Below are 24292 nucleotides of genomic sequence, written 5' to 3'. Positions count from 1 at the left end.
CCGAAATGGACCAGGGTGTTGACGATTAATAGATCGCTTCCCAGCCTGCTGGAGTCACGAACAGGCGGATCGCTTTTATTTTGCGGTCGTCCATCAAGGTGAAGTAGTGACGGTAGTTTGGCGGTACGGAGATCAAATCGCCTGGTTCCAGCTCAACGTCAAAGTAACGACCGTCCTTGCCTTTAATCGCGAAAATACCGTGGCCGTCTACGCAGAAGCGGCACTCATCGTCGGTATGGTGATGCTCGCCTTTGAATTTTACGAGCAGCTCGTCGAGATTAGGCGTTTTGTCAGAGAGAACGATAATATCTGCAGTCAAGTAACCGCGACGTTCGCTGATCGCATCGATTTCCGGCTTGAAGGTGTCCAGAATTTCTTGTTTCTCTTCGTCTGTCGGGCTGTAGTTATCACGGTGCTTCGGATCGAGACGATCGACGCCCCATTTTTCGTAAATGATTTCTTGGGTGTCCAGGAAGGAGACAACTTCCTCAGGTGATGAGATGTACTCATTGTTGTCGTGGAAACGAATTTGTGCCATCGTTTGTTCCTCCTTAATTGGTGGTTGTAGTGGACACGACTGCTTGGCGCAATTGCAGCCAGCGGGCGTGATACTCGAACAGGAATTCAAATGTTTCCAGGTGGCGCTTGGCCTCGAAGTCATTTCCGCCCCAGGTGTAGATACCGTGGTTGCGGATGAGTACACCGGGAACCTCCGGCGTGATCACTTTTTCGATCGCTGCAGCCAAGGTCGGAATATCAGCAAAGTTCTCAACAATCGGAACAGTAATGCGCGCGTTTTCCTCCCAGATTCCGAGTCCCTTGATCAGCTCTTGCCCCTGGATGGAGAAAGCGCGTTGACCAAAGTACAGCTCGGAGATGAGATTGTTCCACACTGTATGGACGTGGAAGCAAGCGCCCGCATTCGGGAAGTTTTTATAGACGATGGCGTGGATGAGCGTTTCCGCGGAAGGCTTGAGCGTGGTTTCATCAACCGGGCGCGAGTCTTCATCTACTACCAGATAATCTTCAGGGGACAGCTTCGTTTTGTCTTTGCCGCTTGCCGTTACAGCAAATTGCAAAGGCTCACTTTGTATTTTTATCGAGAGATTGCCGCTGGTGCCGGGAAACCAGTCCCGGCGGGCAAACGTTAGCTTGGCATCATCCAGACGGCGAAAGGCATCCAGACGTTGTTCGAGTGTTGCGGTCATGAGTTAGACAACCTCCTGTTTTACTTCCTGTATAATGCGAATCACGTCGTGGAACGTGGCAAATGTGCTGTGCGGCAATTGCAGCTCTTCTGCCTTTTCGGCGAGGAAGGAACGGGCAATCACGTAGTCGGCAATTTTTGCTCCAGCCAAATCCGTAATGGAGTCACCGATGACGATACGGAAATGGTTCTCTGGATCGTAACGGCGGATGATCGTCGTTTTGCACATGCCGCAGCCGTTCGTGCAATGCTCATCGCAAGCGTTGGGCCACGTAATGGTGATCCGCTCTCCGCCAAAATCACTGCCATTGCAGTAGATCGGCACATCAGTCAGATCAAATGGGGCGAGGATGGGCTCCAGGAAAAAGTCGATGCCACCGCTCGTAATCAACAGCTCGATGCCTTCTTCGCGGCAATAGCTCACGAATTCAGCGAATCCAGGGCGAATGGTCGCTTCATGGACAATGAAATCGATAATTTCCTGGCGCAAGGAGGAGGGCAGTAGTTGAAATAGCTTGCCTACGCCTTCCTGAACACTTATTTTTTGGGAAAGGATTTGCTCCGTTAGTGCTTCCCACTCAGGGGGAGCAAACTTGCGGACAATCGCTACGATGTTGTCTTTTTCGGTAATCGTTCCGTCGAAATCGCAGAACAGGACGAGCTTCTTGCTCATCGTGCGCCACCCCACTTTTCCAATGCAATTGCCAGTTCTTGTGACTGGGAGGCTGCTTCTGCAAGAGTACGACCAGCAGTGACAGCTTCAATCGCAGCGACAAACGCTTTCGCTCCTGCTGTTGCTCCACCAGGATGTCCGTGAATACCGCCACCCGCGTTGACGATTTGGTCCAAGCCGAAATCCGCGAACAGCTGTGGAACGAGTCCTGGATGAATTCCAGCAGATGGGACTGGGAAGGAGCGTCGAATTCCTTCCAGTGGGTCTGTCAAATGCGTTGCCAGTTGTAGTGCTTCTGTTTTGTCCAGTGCCACATTGCCGTATGGAGATGGGAAAAGAACCAAATCAGCTCCTGCTACGCGCATCAAAGTACCGAGTAGCAGCGGAGTAGCGATTCCGTAGTCAGGTGACGGATAGTAAGCCCCTGCCAATGCTGGATGAGCCATGATCGGTACGTGTACATCAGGATCGTCAGCCAAACGGTGCAGAGCATCGAAGCCAAAGGCCAGCACGTTGAACAAAAGGCAATCAGCACCTGCATCTACCGCGCGTTTCGCTTTTTCGTTCAGCTCATGCACAGGTCCGGTCAGATTCGCCGCATAGAGGACGGGCTTGCCTGTTTCGGCTTCCGTCTGCAGTGCGATTTGCTTGAACGCTTTGATCCGTTCGATAAAAGGAGCACGGTCATCTGCAAAGAAGATTTCGTCATCTTTTACGAGATCAACGCCGCCCAATGCCTGTGCACGGAATTGTGTCTTCAGGTCGTCGAAAGGAAGACCCAGGCACGATTTGAAAATGCTCATCAAGAGCGGACGGTTATGTGCCCCTAATCGTTCGCGTAGACCTTCAATGCCGAACTTCGGTCCGGGAAAAGCTTGGAGGAATGAGTCAGGGAAAACGATGTCGATTAGCTTGATTTTGCCGTCCATCGACAGTTTGCCGAATATTCCGGTCAACAAGGATGGGATGTCCGCTGTAAAATTGCGAGTCGGATAGCTGACGGTAATCAGACCGCGTGTTTCTCCGTTTTCGAGTGTCTCAAGTGGTGTCGCACTCACGGCTTCACCAAGATAAGGCGCTAGCTCAGCTTGCTTGGCTAGAGGCAGGTCTGTCCAGGAACCGACAGTCATGCCGACAGCAATGGCTTGGGCCTTCTTGTTCAAGTCTTTCGCTTGTGTTAGATAGGTTACGAGGATACGTTGCTCACTCATGGTACGTCTAATCCTCCTTCGAAGAATGAAAAAAGCCTCCCCATTGAGCGGGGAGGCGGTTGTCGACTATGAAAGCGTCTCGTCTCCTCTCATCTCTCGGGTCAGTAGCCGAGACGAGTGTAAAGATGCTCCATCTCGACTCTTATCCGTTGGAATTAGCACCGTTTCGCTATCCAGAGTACGCATCATCATCGTACGGTTCATGGTATAGCGCCGGTTGCCGGGCATCATAGGGCCAGTCCCTCAGCCAGCTCGCGATAAGAGTTATTCGTTTCCCCCATGATATGACGTTCGCTGGGAGGAAGTCAATCCTTGTTTTTGCGAGGAATATGCAGTCTTCTGTCAGAAAAATGGGACGAAGTGGAACTTTTTCGCTACCATTTCGTGGTAAGGGATGAAAGGGTGTGAACGGCTTGGGAAAGTAGGTCTGGAGGAAGTGTACCAGCTGCATGTAAACGATATTTACCGCTATCTTTTCCGGCTGACACGAGATGAGAGGCTGGCAGAGGATCTGACACAGGAGACCTTTTGTCGCGCCTACTCTTCCCTGGACGATTACCATGGAGAAAAAGTACGGCCGTGGCTGTTCAAGGTGGCCTATCACGCTTTTGTAGACGGGCATCGCAAGCAAGCGAAGCGCCCGGTTACTTTGGTGCAAAGCCTCCCGGACCAGCACGATCACTCTGTTGTAGACCCGGCAGATCAGCTCGTAAACAAGGAGCTGTGGGAAATTGCCTATGACTATTTGGAGCGACTACCGGAAAAACAGCGACAAGTGATTTTACTGGCAGCGATGCAGTTTACCTACGCGGAAATGGCAGAAGTGCTTGAAATTGATTTGGCAGACGTCAAGCGTTCGTTGTTTCGGGGGAGACAAAAGATGCGGCAGTTGTGGAGGGAGGAGAGCTAGTGAAGAATATGGGTGATCATGAGCGGGAACAAAGGCTGCTCGCTTATTTGCGTAAAGAGATGTCAGGGGAAGAGGTAAAACGATTCGAGGAGGAGATTGCCGCTGACGAGGAGTACGCACAGCGGTTGGAGAGGTTGTTGCTGGGGGAAGAAATGGGTGAAGACAGTACGGAGGCAAAACAGACTGCAACGTTGTCGGCTGAAAAACAGCGTGCCATTGTTCGCCGGGGGAAATGGAAAAATCGGTTGTCCAACGCTGGATTCACCATAGGGCTTCCCTTTTTGACTGCTATGGTGCTGTTATTTTTGAATGGCTGGGTAGGGTCACTGATGCATGAAGATCTGTTCCGCGTCGCGAAGGCAATGGTTAATTTTACTCAGCCAGGTGTAAGTGTAGGCGGGAGTGGCTCGCAGGTCGGATTGCTATACGGCAATATCAGCATGGAGCTGCGTGAAAGGGTTGGAGCGGAAGAAAAGAATGCTGGCCGCTTTGAAAGCTCAAATGTGCTGTGGAACGTAGATGCTGGGCCGCAATGGCTGAATGGGGTCAGGGAGCAGAAGCTATATTTCCGTTATCCGAAAGAGGGGGCAACGCAGGATACACAGTCTTTCTCATCACCTGCCTGGACGACGATGGAGAAGCTGCCTGAGGGAACTGTTTCTCAGCTTGCGATTTCCTTCGATCGTTTCCTGACGTACGAGGAGTATTATGAATTGGTTTCACGTCATGTTCCTTCTTCGGGACAAGATACGGTTTGGTTTGCCGTAGACACAGGGGTAGAGACCAAGGAGAGTGAAGATGGAAAATTGATGTTGGGCCCGGGACGTGTATGGGGTTTTGCAGAGCATGAGCTGAATTATGGCGGACCTATTCTTGTAAACGGAGAATGGGATAGGCGGATGGCGACTTATTTGAACGAAATGAAGTACTTGTCCGAGAGAGAAGGTTTGACTCGCGAGATCGGCAGATCCTTGTTATTTCATAGGGACCCACAAATTACAGAACGATACAACTACATGCAGCAAAACGGAGTGCGAATCTACGGAGCTGTCCTCACCGGACCTACGAAAGAACTCCTGAAGCTCAAGGCTGAAAAGTCAATTACAGCAGCGCTTTTAGGCAAGGTAGACTGGTGGAATTGGGAGCGACCCGCGGCCTCGGGAATACATTACACCTACTAGTAGCAAGGTGCGAATTTTTGCACAAAAGGGTGTTGACATCGTGGAAGCGTTGGTTGTATGATTCAAACTAAATCAAAAACCGAATACGTTTTGGATACCTTATCCAGAGAAGGTGGAGGGACTGGCCCGATGATACCCGGCAACCGACATGACGCCATTCAGACGCGAGCAGCGAATGATTGACAGGCGACATGCACGGTGCTAATTCCTGCAGAAACAAAAGTGGTCTGGAAGATAAGGGGGACATCAACACGGTTCTTACACGTGACGACACGACCTCTTTTCTTCGGGAAAAGAGGTCTTTTTTTTACTCCAGGTACGCAAACAAAACAAGTAGAGATAGAGGAAAAATACGTAGAGGGGAGTTTTGTAATCATGGCATATCGCGCATTGACTGAGCAGGAAGCAGTAGAGTACGTAAAAGGAATACCGGGACTTTTTAGTGAAGGAGCAGAGCTGACCAGCCACGAAATCGGGGATGGCAACCTCAATCTGGTCTTTGACATTCAGGAGCCGGCAACCGGAAAGAGCGTCATTGTCAAGCAAGCACTGCCTTTTGCCCGCGTCGTGGGAGAATCTTGGCCGCTGACGATTGATCGGGCTCGCATCGAGAGCGAAGCACTCCGCATTCAGCACAAATACGTACCAGACCTGGTGCCGCAGGTGTATCACTTCGATGGGGAACTCGCGTTGACCGTCATGGAAAACGTCGGGGACCACATCATCATGCGCAAAGGTCTGATAGAAGGAAGACGCTATCCGCTTTTCGCGAAACAAATTGGTCGTTTTCTGGCGCAAACCTTGTTCTTCACTTCTGACTTGGGCGCGCATCCGTACGATAAAAAAGCGCTAGTCGGAACATTCATAAATCCAGAATTATGCAAAATCACAGAGGATCTCGTCTTTACCGATCCGTATGAAAATGCGCCAACCAACAATTTCAACCCGCTGATCCGTCGAGAGGTCGAGGCGATCTGGAACAACAAACCGCTGAAGCTGGAAATCGCCAAGCTGAAATACGATTTCCTCACGCGCTCGGAAGCGCTGCTGCATGGTGACTTGCATACGGGTAGTATTTTCATCACGGAAAACAGCCTGAAAGCGATCGACCCGGAGTTCGCTTACTACGGTCCCATCGGTTTTGACATTGGGGCGGTCATTGCGAATCTGCTGCTCAACTACGCAGGACAGCACGGTTTGCAAAAAGATCAAGGAGAACGGGAAGCGTATCGCGAATATTTACTGGAAACGGTCGAGGATGTCTGGAATGAATTCGTTTCGCAATTCGTTCAGCTCTGGCACAAGCACGCGAAAGAGCGCAGCGCCCATGTCGAAGGACTGTGGCAAAGCTACGTGAAGCGCGTGATTCAGGATACAGCAGGCTATGCTGGATGCAAAATCTTGCGCCGTGTTATCGGTTTGGCAGGAGTAGCGGACCTGAATGCCATTGAAGACGACCATACCCGCGCAGAAGCAGAGCGTCTGGCTCTCTCGATTGGAGAAGCGCTGATTCTCGGTCGCGGCAGCATAGACGAATCGACAGACATCACAGACATCGTTCGCACTGTGACCGAACGTTACTATCAGGAGGCTACAACAGTATGACAACCAGCACACGATTGGCACCTGTAAAGTGGGAGAATGATGCACTGGTCTTGCTTGACCAGACACGTCTGCCAGTAGAAACGATCTATTTGAACTTGACCACCTCCGAACAGGTATGGGGTTCTATTCGTAACTTGGAAGTGCGCGGCGCACCAGCGATTGGCATGGCGGCTGCTTACGGGCTCTACCTGGGCGTTCGTGGCAGTGAAGCGAGTAACTATGACGAGTTTTGGCAGGAGCTGACCAAGCAGGCTGATTATCTGGGCTCTTCCCGTCCGACAGCCGTGAATCTGTTCTGGGCGTTGGATCGCATCAAGGCTCGGGTGGAAAAAGAAAGCGGAGCGTCGATTGCCGAGTTGAAGGCGGCCGTGCTCGATGAAGCACTGGCGATTCAAAAGGAAGACGCTGAAGTTTGCAGGACTATCGGAGAGCATCTGCTCACGCTGTTGCATGATGGTATGGGAATTCTCACGCACTGTAATCCAGGGGCATTGGCTACGGCGGCGTATGGAACGGCTACCGCCCCATTTTATTTGGCAAAGGAACGCGGCTGGAATCTGAAAGTGTACGCAGACGAAACTCGTCCGGTACTGCAAGGTGCTCGTCTCACTGCTTTTGAGCTGCAGCAAGCAGGGATTGATGTGACGCTCATCTGCGACAACATGGCGGCGATGGTCATGTCTCAAGGAAAAGTAGAGGCTGTCATCGTGGGTACAGACCGCGTAGCAGCAAATGGCGATGTCGCCAACAAAATTGGTACGTATGGGGTAGCAGTATTGGCAAAAGCACACGGCATTCCTTTTTACGTAGCAGCACCTTTGTCATCCGTCGATTTGGAGACACCGACAGGCGCAGATATTCCGATTGAGGAGCGTCCAGCCGAAGAAATTACTCATGGCTTGGGCAAACAGGTAGCTCCAGACGATATCAAGGTGTACAATCCTGCGTTCGATGTGACGCCAGCGAAGTACATCACAGCCATTGTCACGGAGACAGGCATTTTCAAGCCGGAAGAGATCGGCAATAGCAAAAAGTAAACGACATCTGTTAGCGTTCGCCCTCTTGCTGGCGAGCGCTTTTTGCTCGTTTTAGCGTTTTTTAGTAAAATATCCAACAAAAGGGGAGAGTCGTATGCCGAATATTCAAAGGATAGCAATCAATGAAGACACGTACCTGAAACAGTTGGAATTAGCCGATGCTGAGGAGTTGTTTTTGCTTACGGATTCGAACCGGGAGAATCTTAGGGAATGGCTGCCGTGGCTGAATTTTACAAAGCAAGTGGAGGATTCGCGCCAATTCATCCAAGCGACGATCAATCAGTACAACGATAATCGCGGCATTAACTACGGCATTTGGTACCAAGGGCGTCTGGCGGGAACAGTCGGCGTACATACGGTGGATTGGATCAACAAAAAGACTTCCATTGGCTATTGGCTGGGTGCAGAGTTCCAGGGCAAGGGCTTGATGACAGAAGCGGTGGCGACCTATTTGGACGTTTTGATCTTCGGGTCTTGGGATTTGGAAAAAGTAACGATTCAGGCTGCTACGGAAAACTACAAGAGCAGATTGATCCCGGAGCGATTAGGGTTTCATCTGGAAGGGGTACTCCGTCGGAATGAATTCCTTTACGATCATTACGTGGATCATGCGACTTACAGCCTGCTAAAAGAGGAATGGCTTGACTGGAAAACCGATAAAAAAAGTTAGACTGAACTGTATGGGCAGATTGACAATGAAAATTCTGTAAATTACGATGGTGAGGACAGATCAAGAGGGCTGCGCGTGATTCGCAAGCCCTTTTTTTAGTCCTGCAATTAGGTTTGAATAAATAGAGGTGATTTACATGCAGACTCTTCGGCAATTATCGTGGTTTTTTCGCGCCCATTGGAAGCGGTACATCATTGGAATTTCTGTGCTGTTCATCATTGACGTACTTATGCTTTGGCCTCCGAAGCTAATCGGGGACACGGTCGATTCTATACGTAACAGTTCCCTGACAAACGCTGCCTTGACGCAAACGGTGGTCATCTTGCTCGCATTGGGTGTTAGCTTGTATGGATTGCGCTTTCTATGGCGGTACTTGTTAAATGGGGGAGCCTTGATATTGGAGCGGACGTTGCGAGAGCGACTGTTTGCCCATTTGACGAGAATGACCCCGTCATTTTTTCATCGAAAACGCAGTGGAGATCTGATGGCAGTTGCAACAAACGATATTCCTGCCATTGAACAAACGGCGAGTACAGGGGTGCTTACGCTTGTCGATGCGCTGTTCATGACCTTGTTAACGCTGGGCGTCATGGTGACAGCGATCGATTGGAAGCTGACGTTGGCTGCACTGATTCCGATGCCGTTTTTGGCTTGGTCTACTGCTTATTATGGAAGACTGCTGCATGAGCGCTTTTACTTGGCGCAGGAAGCCTTCGGAGAGATGAACGATCATGTACAACAATCGGTCTCAGGTGTTCGTGTTTTGAGAGCGTTCGTTCAGGAAAAAGCCGATGTAGAAGCATATCGCAAGGTCAGTGAAAAAACGCTGGAGCGAAATGTGAGCGTATCGCGGATCGACGCCCTTTTTGAGCCGACGATCGCAATTATTATTGGCTTCAGCTTTTTGATCGGGCTGGGCTATGGGACGTATCTGGTTTTTACCAGCGCGATTTCTTTGGGTGATTTGGTTGCGTTCAATTTATACTTGGGACTTTTAATTTGGCCCATGTTCGCCTTTGGTTGGCTGGTCAATGTGCTGCAACGCGGTGGCGCTTCTCACAAGCGTTTTACAGAGCTAATGGTGGAGAAGCCAGATGTGACGGAGGTTGCGAATCCGATCACGAACCAAGCAGCCAATACCGTGGAAGCACGCCAGTTTTCCTTTGCGTATCCGGGAACTGACAAGCCGGCACTCACCGACATCTCGTTTCGTTTGGGTGAGGGTGAAACGCTTGGGATTGTCGGGCGGACGGGAAGCGGGAAGTCGACTCTTTGCCGTGCCTTGCTGCATCAATATCAGATGAAGGAGCAGGCGCTGTTTATCGGTGGAATCCCGATTGAGGAGCTCGCGTTCGATACGCTGCGGGAAAAAATCGCCTATGTACCTCAGGAGCATTTGCTGTTCTCGCGGACGATCGCTGAGAATGTCACATTCGGTAAACCGGAAGCGACAACAGAGGACGTCATTCACGCTTTGGAGCTGGCTGAAATGAGTAGAGATCTGGCTCAATTCAGAGAGGGCTTGCAAACCATGGTTGGAGAGAAGGGGGTCACCCTCTCCGGGGGGCAAAAACAGCGCATTTCCATCGCGCGTGCTCTTCTGATGGATGCGGGGATTCTGATTCTCGATGATTCTTTATCGGCGGTTGACGCGCGGACAGAGGAGAGCATCCTCCGGCATCTGCGACAGGAGCGCGCGGATAAAACGACGATTATTACGGCACATCGCCTGTCTGCCGTACAGCATGCGCAGCTGATTCTCGTGTTGGATGAGGGGCAGATCGTCGAGCGAGGGACACATGACGAGCTGATGCTGCTCAATGGCTGGTATGCGGAGCAGTACCGCCGTCAGCAAATGGAACAGGATGTGGCCGGTTGAGAGAGGGGGAGAGCGTCTCATGAGCAAAGAAAATATATGGGGGCGTCTGACCGATTACGCCAGACCCTTTCAAAAGCAAATCTTCGGAGCGCTGTTCCTGCTCTTATTAGGAACGAGCGCTGAGCTGGCAGGTCCATTTTTAGCCAAGGTCATGATCGATAATCACATCCTGGCGATCCAGAAGCCCTGGTATCAACTGGACGAGGTACCACAGCAAGCAGAGGGCCAAGTCGCCTCACTCAACGGTACGAATTATATTCGCGAAGATGTGGCAGCGAAGACTGGTCTCGTAATCAACAGCGTTAAACAAAAAGAGGTAACCGTGCTTGCAGAAGGCACGACGTATTATTTGGTAGCGGGCAAGGTAACTCAAAACGCCGAGAAGCAAATCACCCCGATAGCACCGGAAAACGGACGGGAGCGCTTCGAGGTAACGACGAAGGATGCCTCAGGCAATCAAGCGACTTCGACAGGCATTCGGCTGACCGCAGAAGAAGTCAAGGCGATGTATCAGGGGGATGTCCTGCCCATTGTCTGGCTGTCCGTAGGCTATGGAGCACTGATCTTGCTCTCGGCTGGCTTCAACTACGTCCAGATTTTGTGGCTGCAAAAAATCGCGCAGCGCATCATTCAGCAGATGCGGATGAAGCTGTTTATCCATCTGCAAAAGCTCCCGGTTGCCTTTTTTGACAAGACGCCAGTAGGTGCGCTGGTCTCGCGTGTAAGCAATGACACAGAAGCCATTCGCGAGCTGTATGTAAGTGTGCTCGCCACGTTTGTGCAGAACGGTCTGTATTTGATCGGAATCTTGATCGCGCTCTACATCTTGCAGCCTGAGCTGGCCCTCTTCTGCTTTTTGACGGTGCCCGTGCTCGTACTGTTGGTCTACGTATATCAAAAGTACAGTTCCCGCTATTATGCGGTGATTCGGGCGAAGCTCGGTGATATGAACACGACGATCAATGAAATGATCCAGAACATGACAATCGTGCAGGCTCTTCGTCGGGAAAAAGGCGTGCAAAAGGAGTTTTCAGATGTAAACGCAGATTACTTCAAGGTGCGGATGAAGGAAATCAATCTGGAATCCTTGCTGTTGCGCCCAGCAGTAGACCTGATCTGGAAAATTTCCTTGACCCTGATCGTCTGGTATTACGGCTCGACGTCCTTTCACAGTGCGATTTCCTTCGGTGCGCTTTTTGCTTTTGTAGACTATATGGGACGTTTTTTCGAACCGATCAACATGATTATGAACCGTTTGTCGCAAATGCAGCAGGCGACGATTTCGGCGGGGCGTGTCTTCGAAATTATGGATGAGCTGCCGGAGAAGGCAGAAACCGGTGCACAGATCGAGCGCCCGCGTGGAGAAGTCGTATTTGATCATGTCTCCTTTGCCTATCAAGGTGACGATTACGTCTTGAAAAACGTCTCCTTCACCGCGAAGCCTGGTCAGACGATTGCACTGGTTGGGCATACCGGCTCAGGGAAAAGCTCCTTGATGAATTTGCTGCTCGGATTTTATCCGGTGACAAAAGGGAGTATCTTCATCGACGGACAGGATATGAGACAGATTGACACGCACTCGCTGCGCAGTCATGTCGGACTTGTTTTGCAGGACCCGTTCTTGTTTACAGGAAGCATTGGATTCAATATCCGCATGTATAATGAAACGATTACGGATGAAGAAGTGAAGCGGGCTGCAGAAGCCGTACGCGCTGACGAATTCATTTCGAAGCTGCCAGGTGGCTATGACGAGCCAGTCGTTGAGCGAGGCATGACGCTATCCGCAGGCCAGCGTCAACTGATCTCTTTTGCACGGGCACTGGCTGCCGATCCTGCCATGCTGATTTTGGATGAAGCTACGGCAAGCATTGACAGTGAAACAGAGCTAGCCATTCAGGAAGCATTGCATGTACTATCAAAAGGTAGGACGACATTCATCATTGCGCATCGGCTGTCGACGATTCAGCACGCTGACCAGATTCTTGTTCTGTCCCGTGGAGAAATCATGGAGCGAGGCACGCATGATGAACTGATGGCGAAGAACGGGCTGTATCAAAAAATGTATCAGCTTCAGCAGGGGAGTGCTTCTGTAGAGAGTGCTTAAGTAGGGAGCTAGGAAGGAGAAACAACACCATGTCACAGTCGCGCTACACCTTTTGGGTGTTGATATTGGTTGTCGGTATTGCGGGGTTAAGCCAAGGCTTGACGATCCCGATGCTGACGGTATTATTGGAAAAACAAGGTGTTTCATCCGTGATGAACGGACTCAACGCTGCTGCTTTGTATATTGGGATGGTCATGGTCAATCCATTTTTGGAAATCCCGCTGCGGCGCATCGGATACAGGGCCACGATATTGTGGGGGTTGCTGTTGGTGACGATCGCAACAGCACTCATCCCGATGTTTAACCATTTGGCAATCTGGTTCTTTTTGCGTTTATTAATGGGTGTGGGCGATAGCGGTTTGCATTACGCCAGCCAAATGTGGGTGACCAAGATTGCAGCTCCCGAGAATCGGGGACGTGATCTTTCCATTTACGGGCTGGCCTATGGAGTGGGCTTCAGTATTGGTCCATTGGGCTTAAGTGTGTTGCATTTGGGGATTTGGGTACCGTTTGGCGCTCTGCTCGCTTTGTATCTCGTTGCCTTTTTGCTATTATCCCGGATCAAAAATGAGTTTCCCGAACAGATCAAACAAACGGAAAAGAAGCAAAACAAATACGCGTTTGTTTTGCGACTCGCTTGGCTGGCGCTGATTCCTTCGTTTTTGTACGGCTTCATGGAGACGTCACTCAACGGAAGTTTTCCCGTGTATGCCTTGCGTACGGGCTTGTCCGTTGAATGGGTTTCCTTGATCCTTCCGTCGTTTGTCGTGGGAAGTATTATCTTGCAGATGCCGCTGGGGGCATTGAGTGACCGCATAGGACGCAAACAGGTTATGCTCGTGTGTGCTCTCGTAGGGGGATTGGCCTTCTTCTTATTCCCATTTGCAGGTGAAAACGTATGGCTGATGATGCTGCTGTTGGCTATAGCAGGTGCGGCTGTTGGTTCCTTTTACTCGCTGGGATTGGCTTTCTCGGCAGATATTTTACCAGCATCGATGGTTCCTACCGCAGGAATTATCGCGGGCGTCAATTTTGGTGTCGCCAGTATTTTGGCTCCGAATGTGAATGGCCTGCTGATGGACATGTGGGAGCCGTGGACGATCTTTTGGCTGATGGGATCGCTGCTTATTGTTTTTGCGGCAGCTTGCCTGTTTTTCAAACAAAAAGCAAGCCAAGAAGAGACGTATTCGATGCCGTTGCAAAAGCAGGGGTAAATACAAAGATGGGTAAGCTTCGCCAAGCTTTTGGCGAGGCTTTTATTTTTTTCGCCCAAAAAAGCATAAACGGGCATCAAGGAGGGAAGCGTATGAATAGTAAGTAGAACTGCATGATTGGAAGGGGTTACCCAATGCTGACACCATGCATTTTCAGAAGAGGCATTGCTTGGATTTTGTTTTTCGTGCTCAGTCTGGTAATCATCCCGTTTTTCTCAGATGACGCCCAGGCTCCGACACCGTCTGTACCTGCACCTGCCACTACTAATGCAACTTCCCAGCCATAGCAACTGACAAAGAGGCTACAAAAAAAGACCGGTTGATCTGAGAAAGGTACAGTCACTCACAAAAGATGAGGGGACTGTACCTTTTTCTTTAGAAAAAATGTGATTGAGCTTTTTTGATTTGAAGAAGCATGCAGGTGACAAATCGAAAATAAGGGGGGATTGCTGAAATTTTAAGGGGGTAAATCGAGATATGTACACATTTACGAATTTTCACATACGCGAATGATCTCTTTAGGTATTGACTCAAAAACCAACACTTCTGGTTTTAGATAAGGTTTTTTTAACAAGTACTCTCCTAGTGTCATCATACTATTCCAATACAATTTGATCCAATGCTCAAGAGATTCACCAGTATCAAAATCCAACGCCTCTTCAAAGGTGAATTTATTATCTTCATAGAATGATTGGTCATATATATTCATTGTAATATTCCCATCAAAAACTAAAATTTTATCCGTAAAGATAGGAAAGTAAAACGATTTAGGCTTGTGAGGCTCTATGTTTACTCCTATAGCTGTCTGAAAGTTCACCCAGATAGGAGCATTAAGAGGTTTTAACCTATCAGCTATCTGTGACTTAATTTCCCCACCATTCCCATACCAGTTATTAGATTTTGTTGAATACTTTATCCCTCGACTCATAATTTCTTCGATTGAAACATGGTGATCATGATCTTCAGGCAATATTGCATGATAAAGAAACATAGCCATTTGTGTACCTGCTTTCTATTCTTTATTTCTAGGAACATGAGGAAAATGGGAACTATTTTTCGGATTATCTAAATTTTCGAAGACCCTGTGACTTCCTGTCGGTGTGTCAGGCGTACTTATATTCCCGTCAAATTCCTTATAATATTCGTTATTTTATTTGGATTTGGATTATTGGGATTGGGCCAATTTGTATAAGCTTTGTCTGGATTAGTCATGGTTTCCCTTCTCAATTCTTTTACATCAACATCCTGACCATACTGGGATCTATTCTTTGTGGAAGGTTTACTAGAATCGTAAATATGTTTTTTCGCATGCTCATTTACAAAATTTAGATCGCTCCCCCCACCGATTTTTATAGGAACTGGAGGTTTACCCGTTGCCTTCTTTCCCTTCCTTAAAGCACTCACTAAATCCTGAATGGATTTACTTCTTCCCAAAGTCAGAGCTTGTATGGCAAGCCCACTGATTGCAGATGAATGACTGATATCCAATCTATATAAATAAAGGTAATAATACCCATATATTGAAGTATCGGATGTGAAGTGGTCACAAACAATAGATAGAAAGCCTTGAATGTACTATGCATCTATAGGTACTTGGATATAATTTCTAGATGAAACATACAAAAGACGACCCTATCCCAAAAATTTGAGGAAAGGGTCGTCTTTTGAAGCAGTTACGGAAATCTTTAACGAGTGACAAAATTTTGCGTGAAATACGGGCGGCCGTCTTTCATAACGACACCGACACCGAGCTGCTTGAATTTCGGTTGGAGCAAGTTTTGACGATGACCTGCGGAGTTCATCCAGCTCATATGGACTTCAATCCCGTCTAGCTGTCCGTAGGCGATATTTTCACCAGCCAAGCTGTAGCGAATGCCGGCTTGCTTCAAGCGATCAAACGGACTTCCCGTAGATGGGGAGGTATGGTTGAAAAAGTTATACTGGGCCATGTCTTGGCTGTGTGCTCTGGCCACTGCTGCAACTTGTTCATCCCAAGTGACAACAGGCAGCTTGGCACGCTGTCTCGCAACGTTGAGCAAGTCCAAATTTTGTTTCTCGTATGCGAGCGCTGCTTGCTTCATCTGTGTGTCTGTCAGTTTCGGCAGTTCAGGTAATTTCGTATAGGAAATGGGATACATCAAGCCAATCGCAATGGTGGCAAAATGCTCAGGGGTAGAGATACGCACGCCTGCGACTTTATTTTCACCCAGTTTATCAATAGAGAACGTGATCACCTGATTGTTTTGTACATAGGTCGGGTTAGCAAGCGTATTTTTTTGGATACGCAGTGTCGGGATGATCGTCAATGTGCTTTGTGGTGCGCCCCAGCTATCCTGCAGCGCTTTGGTTGTAGAGCCAATCGTGATGCCACCCACATTCAGCTTGGCGCCGTTGGTAAACAACGTCACTACTTTGCCATTTTGCATACCGACTTGGATATAGTTGTTCAAATCTTGATTGTAAATCCACCACTCTACACCTGTATGACTAGGGTCGATGCGGGCAGGCTTGCCTAATGCTTGTTCTACCTGCGCTGCGCTCATTCCTAGCTGAAGGTTATAGACGTGATTCGTTTTGACGGCTGCTTTTTGGGGGACAGCAGTTGCAGCTGAAACAGGAAGGACAGGGGCAAGGTGGCCGAGCAGAGCCAGCGAAAGGCTCAGGGCGAGGATGCTGGTTACTTTCTGTTTACGCATGTATCTTCCTCCTCGGTTGGATAGGATCTGCCTTGTTGATAATGGTATCGGCAGGAAGCCTCTACAAAAATAGGGACCAAGGAAGCAAAAATAAAACCCCCGCGATGGAGCGGAGGTTATGGTTTGCGGTCTCGGATGACGTACGTTTTGGCGATCAGGTCATGCCAGCCTTGCTTGCGCGGGTGCCATGCGACCCATAAATAACCCAGTCCGAACACGAGCGAAGCGACGAATTTGCCGATCACTTCGCGCAGAAGTACCTGTCCAACAGACAAACTGCCTCGCGCCTGTCTGGCACTGATGACACGTATACCTGTGATCAGCTTTCCCAAGGTTTGTCCGGACCACCAGGTCAGCAAGATCAAGTAGAGGAGATCAAAGACGACCTCTAACAAGTCGATGAAGTGAAAAGAGGCGTAAGGAACGGCAAAAACGCGCCGTAACGGATTGAATACAAGGTAGCTGATCCCAATCAAGAAGAGCGAATCCAGAAGTGATGCGACGACGCGAATCCAGAAGCCAGCATACAAATGCTGTGGATGGGCTTCTGGATAAGGCTCAAGGGATGCGGGATCATTTGCTTTTTCTTCGTCGGGTAGCTGGTTCATGTGAAGTCACTCCTTTAAGTTATATAAGGCTACGGAATGAACTGATACAGCAGGCGAGGCGAGGTTTGGCGGTCCATAAAGCGTGTCAGACCGAGCGGATCAGGATTCGACCAGTACTGCTTCATGCTGAATAACAGCTTGCTGATTGAGAGCTGGTCTGCATAGCGTATGACCATGGCTTCCTTTTCACCAGACAAGGAGAGCGCGTAGCGTGTCGCTTCCTCCAAATCGCCGAATTCATCGATCAGCCCCAGTCGCTTTGCTTGCTCACCGGAATAGACACGACCATCGGCGATTTCCACCACGCGTTGGCGGGAGAGGTTGCGGCCTTTGACGATGACATCGACGAAATTGCTGTAGCTTTCGTTGACGAGTGTTTGGAAAATTTGCCGCTCCGGGTCCGTCAGTGGCCGGGCGGGGCTGCCAATGTCCTTGAAGCGTCCGCTTTTGATCGCGTATTGATGAACCCCGAGCTTGTTGGCGGCTTCGCTGTAGTTGAACAGATTGAAAATGACACCGAGACTGCCGGTTAGTGTGTTGGGATTGGCAAAAATCGCATCGCCTGTTGTGGCCAAGTAATAGCCGCCTGAGGCTGCTGTGGACCCCATGCTGACAACGATGGGAAGATTGCGGACCTGCTTGAGCCGCAGCAAGCGCCGATACAGTTCATCGGTAGCGACGACCTCTCCGCCTGGACTATCAATGCGCAGTACCAATGCTTTCACCATTTCATCCTCTTCAATCCGGCGAAGCTGTTCCGTCAACAGCTCCGTCATCGAAGGCAACCCGGCGCTATTTTGTTGTCCGGTAATGACACCGTTCACAAACAGCTGCACGATTTTGCTGTTGCCATAGCCGGACACCACATTTTCTTCCCAAGCAAATCCGGGATGGTCGACTAGCTCCGTGTAAGTCCCGTAAATCCCTTCCACCGCAATCCCTAATGCAAATACGAGCAGTACGATTAATAAAGCGATCCATTTTTTGCGATGCATGAAAACCACCTCACACTTAGCATGAGCCGTCGAGGGCAGAGTTACGCATGAGACAGAGTAAACAGTAAATTCATGCAATTTTTAGATTATTGCGGTAAAATGAGATGACAAGAAAAGCTGCTTGATCGCAATAGGGGGAAAGACAAATGATTATTCAAGTGTCGAATTTGACGAAGAACTACGGCGAGCTAAAAGTTCTGAAAGGTATTACGACTCAGGTAGCAGAAAAGGAAGTCGTCTGCATCATCGGTCCGTCAGGCTCGGGTAAGAGCACATTTTTGCGTTGCCTGAATCAGCTGGAGGAAATGAGCAGTGGAAGAATTGTCATCAACGGACATGATTTGTCTGACCCTAAGACCGATATTAATAAAGTCAGGGAAGAGGTCGGGATGGTCTTTCAGCGCTTTAATCTTTTTCCGCATAAAACGGTGCTGGAAAACGTCATGCTGGCCCCCATTAAAGTGAAGAAAATTTCTCAAGAGGAAGCACGCAAGCAAGGCTTGGCACTGTTACAAAAGGTAGGGCTGCAGGACAAGGCAGATGTGTATCCGGAAAGGCTGTCTGGTGGTCAAATGCAGCGTGTGGCAATCGCTCGGGCGCTCGCGATGAATCCAAAGGTGATGCTGTTTGACGAGCCGACATCGGCCCTTGATCCGGAGCTGGTGGGTGAAGTGCTCGCCGTCATCAAAAATTTGGCCAAAGAAGGCATGACGATGGTTGTAGTCACGCACGAAATGAATTTTGCCAAAGAAGTGGGGGACCGAATCATTTTCATGGATCAAGGTGTCATCATGGCAGAAGGTCATCCCAGTGAGGTTTTTGGCAGCAGCAGTAACGATCGCTTGCGTTCCTTCTTGGGCAAAGTATTGGCTTAAACCGTTAAACCGTTGGCACCAGCTGCTTCGTTTCAATGAAAAACGAGGCACTGGTGCCGTGTTATTTTGCTGCATCCAACAATTGACTAACCGTAACAAAGCGATAGCCTTGCGAGCGCAAATCTATTATGAGTTCTCGGAGTGCAGCGACCGTTTGCCGCTGGTTAAAACCGCCGTCATGAAACAGGATGATATCTCCGGATGAGACATTGCTTTTGACGCTTTTGGCGATGATGTTGGCCGTACGTGCCAAGGACCAATCACGAGGATCAACGGACCAGCGAATGATGTCGTAGCCACTGGATTGAACAGCATTCATGACATCGTGTGTGAGGATGCCGTATGGTGGACGATAGTATTGCACCAAAACTCCGGTCGTCTTTAAAATGGATCGCTCGGCATGCTTGATGTCTTCATACACCTCATGCTCGGTCAGCTTGTTCAGGTCATAATGGTGGTAGCCGTGATTGCCGATTTCGTGCCCAGCTTTGTAAATCCATTGCATGACTTTCGGATGCTTGTCCACTTGGGAGCCGAGGACGAAAAACGTAGCTTGTACGTTATACTGATGCAGCACCTCGAGAATTTTGGGGGTGTAGACAGCATCAGGCCCATCATCAAAGGTGAGTGCGACGACCTTCCTCTGCGTGTCGATTCGGTGGATAGGCTCATAAGATGGCAGCGTTTGTTGGGAAAAAGCAGGTAGGGTGCCGTAGCCGAGAAGGCAGGCGAAAAGAAAGGCGAAAAGAAAGGCGTACAGTATGCATTTTCGCATGAGCAATCGCCTCCTTCTTCTGGGATGTGATTAGGTTCACCGCATGATAGGGAAAACATGCTACCAAAAGAAAACAGCGGTCAGAGTTAGGGTGGGTTATGTTAAAATGAAAGCACCGTACATAGGAGAGGAGAGAGTTTGGTGGAACTCCGCGGTATTTTGCAAGGACTAACTCACGAGTACCATGGAGGGGACAAGCCGGTAGACTACTATTTGAACATCGGTGAAGATCGCCTTCCGCTTAATGAATGGCTGGGCTGTGAATTGACGATTTCTTTTTTGGGCCAAAAAAACTGCATCGCCTGTGGTCGCAAAACGAACAAGACGTTTAACAGCGGGTACTGCTATCCCTGTTTTACCAAGCTGCCGGAAAATGACTTGTGCATCGTCAAGCCGCACGAATGTCATTTTGACTTGGGGACTTGCCGGGACGAGAGCTTCGGTGAGAGATATTGCATGATTCCTCATTTTGTCTATCTGGCAGTGTCGAGTGATATAAAGGTAGGATTGACTCGCAAGCATAATGAATTGAAGCGTTGGGTGGATCAAGGCGCAATTCGCGCGATTCCGATTGCGGAGGTTCCTACTCGTCGCATGGCTGGAGAGCTGGAGTTTCATTTGAGCCAGTTTTTGCCGGACAAGACCAATTGGCGCAAAATGCTCAAGGGAGATGTGAAGGAAATTGATCTGATCGCCATGCGAGACGAGGTGTACGGTCATTTCCCTGAACAGTTTAAACCATTCCAATATCGCGAGGACGAATGGGTAGACATTGCCTATCCGATTCTGGAGTCTCTGGATAAAATCAATTCCAAGTCACTCGATAAAGAGGAACAGCTCGGCGGCCGATTGATCGGTGTGAAGGCACAGTATTTGATTTTTGAGAATGGTGTATTCCAGACGAGAAAGCACGCGGGCTATCAAGTCGAGATCAAAGCAAAACCGTCTGCATAATGTCGTCCAAACTCCTCACACTAGCTAGGAAGACCTACGCCAATGTGAAGGAGGATGGGCAGATGGATGAGCACATCGAATACACGATGCCTTTAACCGGGACACTGGCTGAGGCCGTGGAGGTTCAGGATGCCAAGCAACTAGGGGTGCCCTACTCGCCGCTTTCGCAAATGTGGCAGGTAAATCCTGATGCTCAGACGAATGAAGAAGAGACTGCGAAAAGCAGTGAAAGCCACATTCCACTATAGAAGCTTACGTATGTACGACAGCCAGAAGAGAGTCATGGCTGTCGTTTTTGTTTGCACGGTGAATAGGTGAGGAGGAAGTGGTATGCGGGTCTGGGTGCATTCTTTTTTGGTGGCGATGGTGCTGATTGGTTGCATGTGGGGGATGTACGAATTCGGGGTGACACTTGAAACGTCAGTTACTTCCACAAAAGCGCGTCAGAAGTTGGTGGACCGGGACGCCGTTGTTGAAGCGTTCGATTGGACAGACGACAAAGGAGTGGGCATCGAGTATAACGAAGATGAGATGTTACAACTGCAAAACGATCCGGACAACCGTAACTACAAAAAAGTTCTACGCCGTTTTGTACAGAGTGAGCTAGAAACGGAAATCGAGAGCTTTCAAACGATAGGCAGTCAGTTAAATCCTCGGAGAATCCTTGTAGCGACGATTGACGGGATGCTATATGAGGTAACGATGAAGAAACGAAGTACACATCGTCAAATGTGGACAGTGGAAGGGTACAACATGATGGCTGGATATACGACGGATGTGGAGCAAGAGCAAGACCAACTACCAGAGGAGCTGTATCCAACCTTTCGTGTGATCGAGCTGGCCGAAGCCGATCAGCAGGTCCAGGCGTGGGCGAAACCACTTATTCAAAACAGTCAGAGCAATACGTTTTACACTGCTCTAAACGGCAAAACCTATCTCTTGATCAAAACATCACAGAGTGAAACAGATACGGTGGAGATTGAGGGAATTAGAATTTGGGTGGAAGAGATGCTCGTCCACTATCAAACATATGAACATGGAGACGGTGCAGATCGTTCCATCATAAATAACTACTTGCTCATTGAAGTGCCGGAAATCGCAGAATCAGGCGTGATGTTTTACAATACGGTAACCGTTGTCCGCTAGGTGTACTTCTTTTACAATGAAAGAAACGACGATATAAACGAAAAAGCGAGGAAATACATATGACAATGAAAGCCTACCTATACAACAAATGTGATACTTGCCGCAAAGCAAAAAAATGGCTCACCGATCAAAATATTGGTTTCGAGGAATTTCCGATCGTGGATGCACCTCCGTCAAAAGAAGAGCTGCGTCAAATATGGCAGACGAGCGGTCTCGATTTGCGCAAGTTTTTCAATGTGAGTGGTGTACATTACCGCGAGCTGGGCTTAAAGGACAAGCTCCCTTCCATGTCAGAGGAGGAAATGCTCGAGCTGTTGGCTTCTAATGGGAAGTTGATCAAACGCCCTCTTCTGGCGAGCGACCAAACAGTCACACTTGGCTTCAAGGAAGAAGAGCTAATGAAGGCTTGGGGAGGGAAGGCATGATGCGCCAACCTTCCAAAAGACTGGATCATCTAACGGCTGACATTTTTTCGGAGATGGAGGCTCGCAAACGAGAGGTGGCCCAAACAAGAACGGTATACGACTTGAGTATCGGAAGCCCGGATCAGCCGCCTGACGAGAAGCTCCTGCAGACGTTAATCGATGCGATTCAGCAGCCAGCTGCTTTTCGCTACCCACTAAGCGATGGAACGGCGGCCTTCCGTGAGGAGGTCGCTCGCTGGTATCAGTATCGTTTTGGGGTGGAGCTTGCGCCAGATGGGGAGGTCCATTCCTTGATGGGCTCACAGGATGGTTTGGCTCACTTTGCATTGGCTTGGACTGATCCTGGCGACATCGTCCTCGTCCCTGATCCTGGCTATCCCATCTACGAAGGCAGTATTCACTTGGCGGGAGCTGTTCCTTATCGGATGCCTCTGCGTGCAGAAAATGAATTTTTGCCAAAGCTGACAGACATTCCAGAGGATATTGCCACTCGTGCCAAGTTCATGATTCTGAACTATCCGAATAATCCTGTTTCGGCTGTGGCTACCCTATCCTTTTTCGAAGAGGTCGTGGCTTTTGCCAAACGTTTTGAGCTGATTGTCGTTCATGATCTGGCTTACTCGGAAATGGTGTTTGACGGCTATCAGGCTCCGAGCTTTTTGCAAGTACCGGGCGCGAAGGAAGTGGGAATAGAGTTTAACTCGTTTTCCAAGAGCTTCAATATGGCAGGCTGTCGGATCGCTTATGTCGTAGGGAATGCAGACATCATCAAGCCGCTTGCGGTCGTGAAGTCCAATATCGATTACGGCGTCTTCCTGCCTGTGCAGCAAATGGCGATAGAAGCGATGCGCAATGATCGGGAGTCTGGTGGGAAGAATACAGTCGCGCCAGTTTACCAGGAGCGGCGTGATGTTCTGTTAGGTGCATTGGCCAAAGCAGGATGGAGCATTGCTTCTCCCAAGGCGACTATGTTCGTCTGGGCAGCTGTACCCAAGGGATGGACGTCGCGAGAGTTTGCTTTTGCTTTACTGGAGAGAGCGGGAGTCGTCGTCATTCCGGGAAGTGCATTCGGCGAAGAAGGGGAAGGGTATGTTCGAATCGCTCTCGTCCAACCTCCTGAGATCCTCTTAGAGGCTGCAGCTGCCATCGATGAATCAGGGGTTCTCCTGCCATACATGAAATAAAAGAGGGGATGAGCTTTCATGCGTTTGCGCGAAGAATTGCCTGATTTTCCTGGGATTGCAGAGTGGATCAATGGTCAACTAACCAAAGCCGATTTAGCTGGAAGTCCTGTCTTGGTGCATTTTTGGTCAGTCAGTTGTTACATGTGCAACGAGTCTATGCCAAGCATCAACGAATGGCGAGACAAATACGCTGCTAACGGTTTGAAGGTCATTGGCATTCATATGCCTCGTTCGGAAAAGGATACAGATATCGAGACGATCAAGCAAGCGATTGCCGAGCACCATTTGACACACCCTATCGCAATCGATAATGATAGGAAGACAGTCGATGCATTCCAGAATGAATACGTCCCCGCTTTTTACCTGTTTGACGAAAATCTCCAGCTGCGTCACTTCCAGGCAGGAGAGAAGGGTCTCAACCTGGTAAAAAAACGCTTGTTCAGAATTTTGGGGATCGAAGAGGAATCCTAGAATGTTCGTCTAATTATGTATGTGTAATGGATTGTACCCGATAGGAGGATATGTAAACGATGGAATTCCCGAAAAATCTACGTTACAGTGAAGAGCATGAGTGGGTGCGAGTAGAAGGAAACAAGGCGTACATCGGAATCACTTCTTTTGCTCAATCAGAGCTGGGTGACATCGTGTTTGTCGAGTTGCCTGAGGTAGGCGCGACAATCCAACAGGATGAGCCGTTTGGCAGTGTAGAATCGGTTAAAACCGTTTCTGAGCTATACGCTCCTGTAACTGGTAAAGTAGTAGAAGTAAATGGCGAACTGGAAGACGCACCTGAACTGGTTAACTCCTCGCCATATGAGCAAGCATGGATGATCGTCGTGGAATTGTCGGATACAGCTGAGCTAGACAAGCTGATGGACGCTGACAAATACGAAGCGATGGTAAAAGAATAGGAATGAAAAAAGGCCGGGGCATAGTTGCTCCG

General features: G+C 49.2%; 26 protein-coding genes and 2 riboswitches. Of the genes, 16 read left to right on the top strand and 10 right to left on the bottom strand.

The genetic code is table 11. From position 1 onward, the window contains the following. Window positions 1-25: 25 nt before the first annotated feature. The 4 genes from AB1L17_RS11945 to AB1L17_RS11930 are packed head-to-tail and all read right to left on the bottom strand — an operon-like array spanning window position 26 to window position 3091. Window positions 26-538: an acireductone dioxygenase gene (locus AB1L17_RS11945; RefSeq protein WP_412845051.1), complete on the bottom strand. Its 513-nt coding sequence runs from the start codon at window positions 536-538 to the stop codon at window positions 26-28. A 13-nt stretch (window positions 539-551) separates the two neighbouring features. Then, window positions 552-1208, bottom strand: a complete 657-nt coding sequence (locus tag AB1L17_RS11940; RefSeq protein ID WP_412845052.1) for a methylthioribulose 1-phosphate dehydratase — start codon at window positions 1206-1208, stop codon at window positions 552-554. A 3-nt stretch (window positions 1209-1211) separates the two neighbouring features. After that, the gene (locus AB1L17_RS11935) at window positions 1212-1880 is read right to left on the bottom strand and encodes a 2-hydroxy-3-keto-5-methylthiopentenyl-1-phosphate phosphatase (RefSeq protein WP_412845053.1); all 669 of its coding nucleotides are present in this window, start codon (window positions 1878-1880) and stop codon (window positions 1212-1214) included. Next, window positions 1877-3091, bottom strand: a complete 1215-nt coding sequence (locus AB1L17_RS11930) for a 2,3-diketo-5-methylthiopentyl-1-phosphate enolase (RefSeq protein ID WP_412845055.1) — start codon at window positions 3089-3091, stop codon at window positions 1877-1879. The genes AB1L17_RS11935 and AB1L17_RS11930 overlap by 4 nt, the downstream gene beginning before the upstream one ends. Before the next feature lie 86 nt (window positions 3092-3177). Beyond that, a riboswitch (SAM riboswitch) is annotated at window positions 3178-3355 on the bottom strand. Window positions 3356-3485: 130 nt separating this feature from the next. Between AB1L17_RS11930 and AB1L17_RS11925 the strand changes: the two genes are divergently transcribed. The 8 genes from AB1L17_RS11925 to AB1L17_RS11890 all read left to right on the top strand — a co-directional run bounded on the left by AB1L17_RS11925 (window position 3486) and on the right by AB1L17_RS11890 (window position 13691). Beyond that, entirely contained in the window at window positions 3486-4001 is a 516-nt protein-coding gene (locus AB1L17_RS11925) for a sigma-70 family RNA polymerase sigma factor (protein ID WP_412845056.1), read from the top strand. 8 nt (window positions 4002-4009) lie between these two features. Then, entirely contained in the window at window positions 4010-5182 is a 1173-nt protein-coding gene (locus tag AB1L17_RS11920) for an anti sigma factor C-terminal domain-containing protein (RefSeq protein ID WP_412845153.1), read from the top strand. Between the two features lie 96 nt (window positions 5183-5278). After that, window positions 5279-5423, top strand: a riboswitch (SAM riboswitch). Between the two features lie 134 nt (window positions 5424-5557). After that, a complete protein-coding gene (gene mtnK / locus AB1L17_RS11915; RefSeq protein WP_412845057.1) occupies window positions 5558-6787 on the top strand; it encodes an S-methyl-5-thioribose kinase in 1230 nt (409 codons plus the stop codon). Then, the gene (gene mtnA / locus AB1L17_RS11910) at window positions 6784-7824 is read left to right on the top strand and encodes an S-methyl-5-thioribose-1-phosphate isomerase (protein WP_412845058.1); all 1041 of its coding nucleotides are present in this window, start codon (window positions 6784-6786) and stop codon (window positions 7822-7824) included. The genes mtnK and mtnA overlap by 4 nt, the downstream gene beginning before the upstream one ends. A 94-nt stretch (window positions 7825-7918) precedes the next feature. Next, window positions 7919-8494, top strand: coding sequence for a GNAT family N-acetyltransferase (locus AB1L17_RS11905; protein WP_412845059.1), 576 nt, complete (start codon window positions 7919-7921; stop codon window positions 8492-8494). Between the two features lie 136 nt (window positions 8495-8630). Further along, window positions 8631-10373 (top strand): ABC transporter ATP-binding protein, encoded by a 1743-nt coding sequence (locus AB1L17_RS11900; protein ID WP_412845060.1) that lies wholly within the window; start codon window positions 8631-8633, stop codon window positions 10371-10373. Between the two features lie 19 nt (window positions 10374-10392). After that, window positions 10393-12477 (top strand): ABC transporter ATP-binding protein, encoded by a 2085-nt coding sequence (locus AB1L17_RS11895; RefSeq protein ID WP_412845061.1) that lies wholly within the window; start codon window positions 10393-10395, stop codon window positions 12475-12477. 29 nt (window positions 12478-12506) lie between these two features. Then, window positions 12507-13691 carry an MFS transporter gene (locus tag AB1L17_RS11890; protein WP_412845062.1) on the top strand — a complete coding sequence of 395 codons (1185 nt, stop codon included), beginning with the start codon at window positions 12507-12509 and terminating at the stop codon, window positions 13689-13691. 487 nt (window positions 13692-14178) lie between these two features. Here AB1L17_RS11890 and AB1L17_RS11885 read toward each other — a convergent pair whose 3' ends face one another. From AB1L17_RS11885 to sppA, 5 genes are all read right to left on the bottom strand, one after another. Next, window positions 14179-14688: a DNA polymerase III gene (locus tag AB1L17_RS11885; RefSeq protein ID WP_412845063.1), complete on the bottom strand. Its 510-nt coding sequence runs from the start codon at window positions 14686-14688 to the stop codon at window positions 14179-14181. Between the two features lie 116 nt (window positions 14689-14804). Further along, window positions 14805-15125 (bottom strand): hypothetical protein, encoded by a 321-nt coding sequence (locus AB1L17_RS11880; RefSeq protein ID WP_412845064.1) that lies wholly within the window; start codon window positions 15123-15125, stop codon window positions 14805-14807. Between the two features lie 251 nt (window positions 15126-15376). Further along, the gene (locus AB1L17_RS11875; RefSeq protein ID WP_412845065.1) at window positions 15377-16387 is read right to left on the bottom strand and encodes a CAP domain-containing protein; all 1011 of its coding nucleotides are present in this window, start codon (window positions 16385-16387) and stop codon (window positions 15377-15379) included. Between the two features lie 116 nt (window positions 16388-16503). Continuing rightward, window positions 16504-16995, bottom strand: coding sequence for an RDD family protein (locus AB1L17_RS11870; RefSeq protein WP_412845066.1), 492 nt, complete (start codon window positions 16993-16995; stop codon window positions 16504-16506). A gap of 29 nt (window positions 16996-17024) precedes the next feature. Further along, the gene (sppA, locus tag AB1L17_RS11865; protein ID WP_412845067.1) at window positions 17025-17990 is read right to left on the bottom strand and encodes a signal peptide peptidase SppA; all 966 of its coding nucleotides are present in this window, start codon (window positions 17988-17990) and stop codon (window positions 17025-17027) included. A gap of 146 nt (window positions 17991-18136) precedes the next feature. On the opposite strand from sppA, the gene AB1L17_RS11860 reads away from it, so the two are divergent. Next, on the top strand, window positions 18137-18865 hold the full coding sequence (locus AB1L17_RS11860) for an amino acid ABC transporter ATP-binding protein (protein ID WP_412845068.1): 729 nt from the start codon (window positions 18137-18139) through the stop codon (window positions 18863-18865). A gap of 61 nt (window positions 18866-18926) precedes the next feature. Here the strand turns inward: AB1L17_RS11860 and AB1L17_RS11855 are convergent, their stop codons facing one another. After that, the gene (locus tag AB1L17_RS11855; protein ID WP_412845069.1) at window positions 18927-19640 is read right to left on the bottom strand and encodes a polysaccharide deacetylase family protein; all 714 of its coding nucleotides are present in this window, start codon (window positions 19638-19640) and stop codon (window positions 18927-18929) included. 141 nt (window positions 19641-19781) lie between these two features. Here AB1L17_RS11855 and AB1L17_RS11850 point away from each other — a divergent pair, with 141 nt between their 5' ends. The 7 genes from AB1L17_RS11850 to gcvH all read left to right on the top strand — a co-directional run bounded on the left by AB1L17_RS11850 (window position 19782) and on the right by gcvH (window position 24260). Further along, window positions 19782-20594 (top strand): DUF2797 domain-containing protein, encoded by an 813-nt coding sequence (locus AB1L17_RS11850; RefSeq protein ID WP_412845070.1) that lies wholly within the window; start codon window positions 19782-19784, stop codon window positions 20592-20594. Window positions 20595-20656: 62 nt separating this feature from the next. Next, entirely contained in the window at window positions 20657-20842 is a 186-nt protein-coding gene (locus tag AB1L17_RS11845; RefSeq protein ID WP_412845071.1) for a hypothetical protein, read from the top strand. A gap of 82 nt (window positions 20843-20924) precedes the next feature. Further along, window positions 20925-21740, top strand: coding sequence for a hypothetical protein (locus AB1L17_RS11840; RefSeq protein ID WP_412845072.1), 816 nt, complete (start codon window positions 20925-20927; stop codon window positions 21738-21740). A gap of 59 nt (window positions 21741-21799) precedes the next feature. Beyond that, complete coding sequence (locus tag AB1L17_RS11835; RefSeq protein ID WP_412845073.1) at window positions 21800-22165, top strand: arsenate reductase family protein; 366 nt, start codon at window positions 21800-21802, stop codon at window positions 22163-22165. Beyond that, window positions 22162-23349, top strand: a complete 1188-nt coding sequence (locus AB1L17_RS11830) for an aminotransferase class I/II-fold pyridoxal phosphate-dependent enzyme (protein ID WP_412845074.1) — start codon at window positions 22162-22164, stop codon at window positions 23347-23349. The genes AB1L17_RS11835 and AB1L17_RS11830 overlap by 4 nt, the downstream gene beginning before the upstream one ends. 18 nt (window positions 23350-23367) lie before the next feature. Further along, entirely contained in the window at window positions 23368-23820 is a 453-nt protein-coding gene (locus AB1L17_RS11825) for a redoxin domain-containing protein (RefSeq protein ID WP_412845075.1), read from the top strand. A gap of 59 nt (window positions 23821-23879) precedes the next feature. Continuing rightward, window positions 23880-24260, top strand: a complete 381-nt coding sequence (gene gcvH / locus AB1L17_RS11820; protein WP_047073101.1) for a glycine cleavage system protein GcvH — start codon at window positions 23880-23882, stop codon at window positions 24258-24260. Window positions 24261-24292: the final 32 nt, after the last annotated feature.

Source organism: Brevibacillus jepli (assembly GCF_047229145.1).
GTDB lineage: Bacteria > Bacillota > Bacilli > Brevibacillales > Brevibacillaceae > Brevibacillus.
The sequence above is the reverse complement of the archived record's forward strand: the minus strand, read 5'-3'. Positions and strand labels throughout refer to the sequence as shown.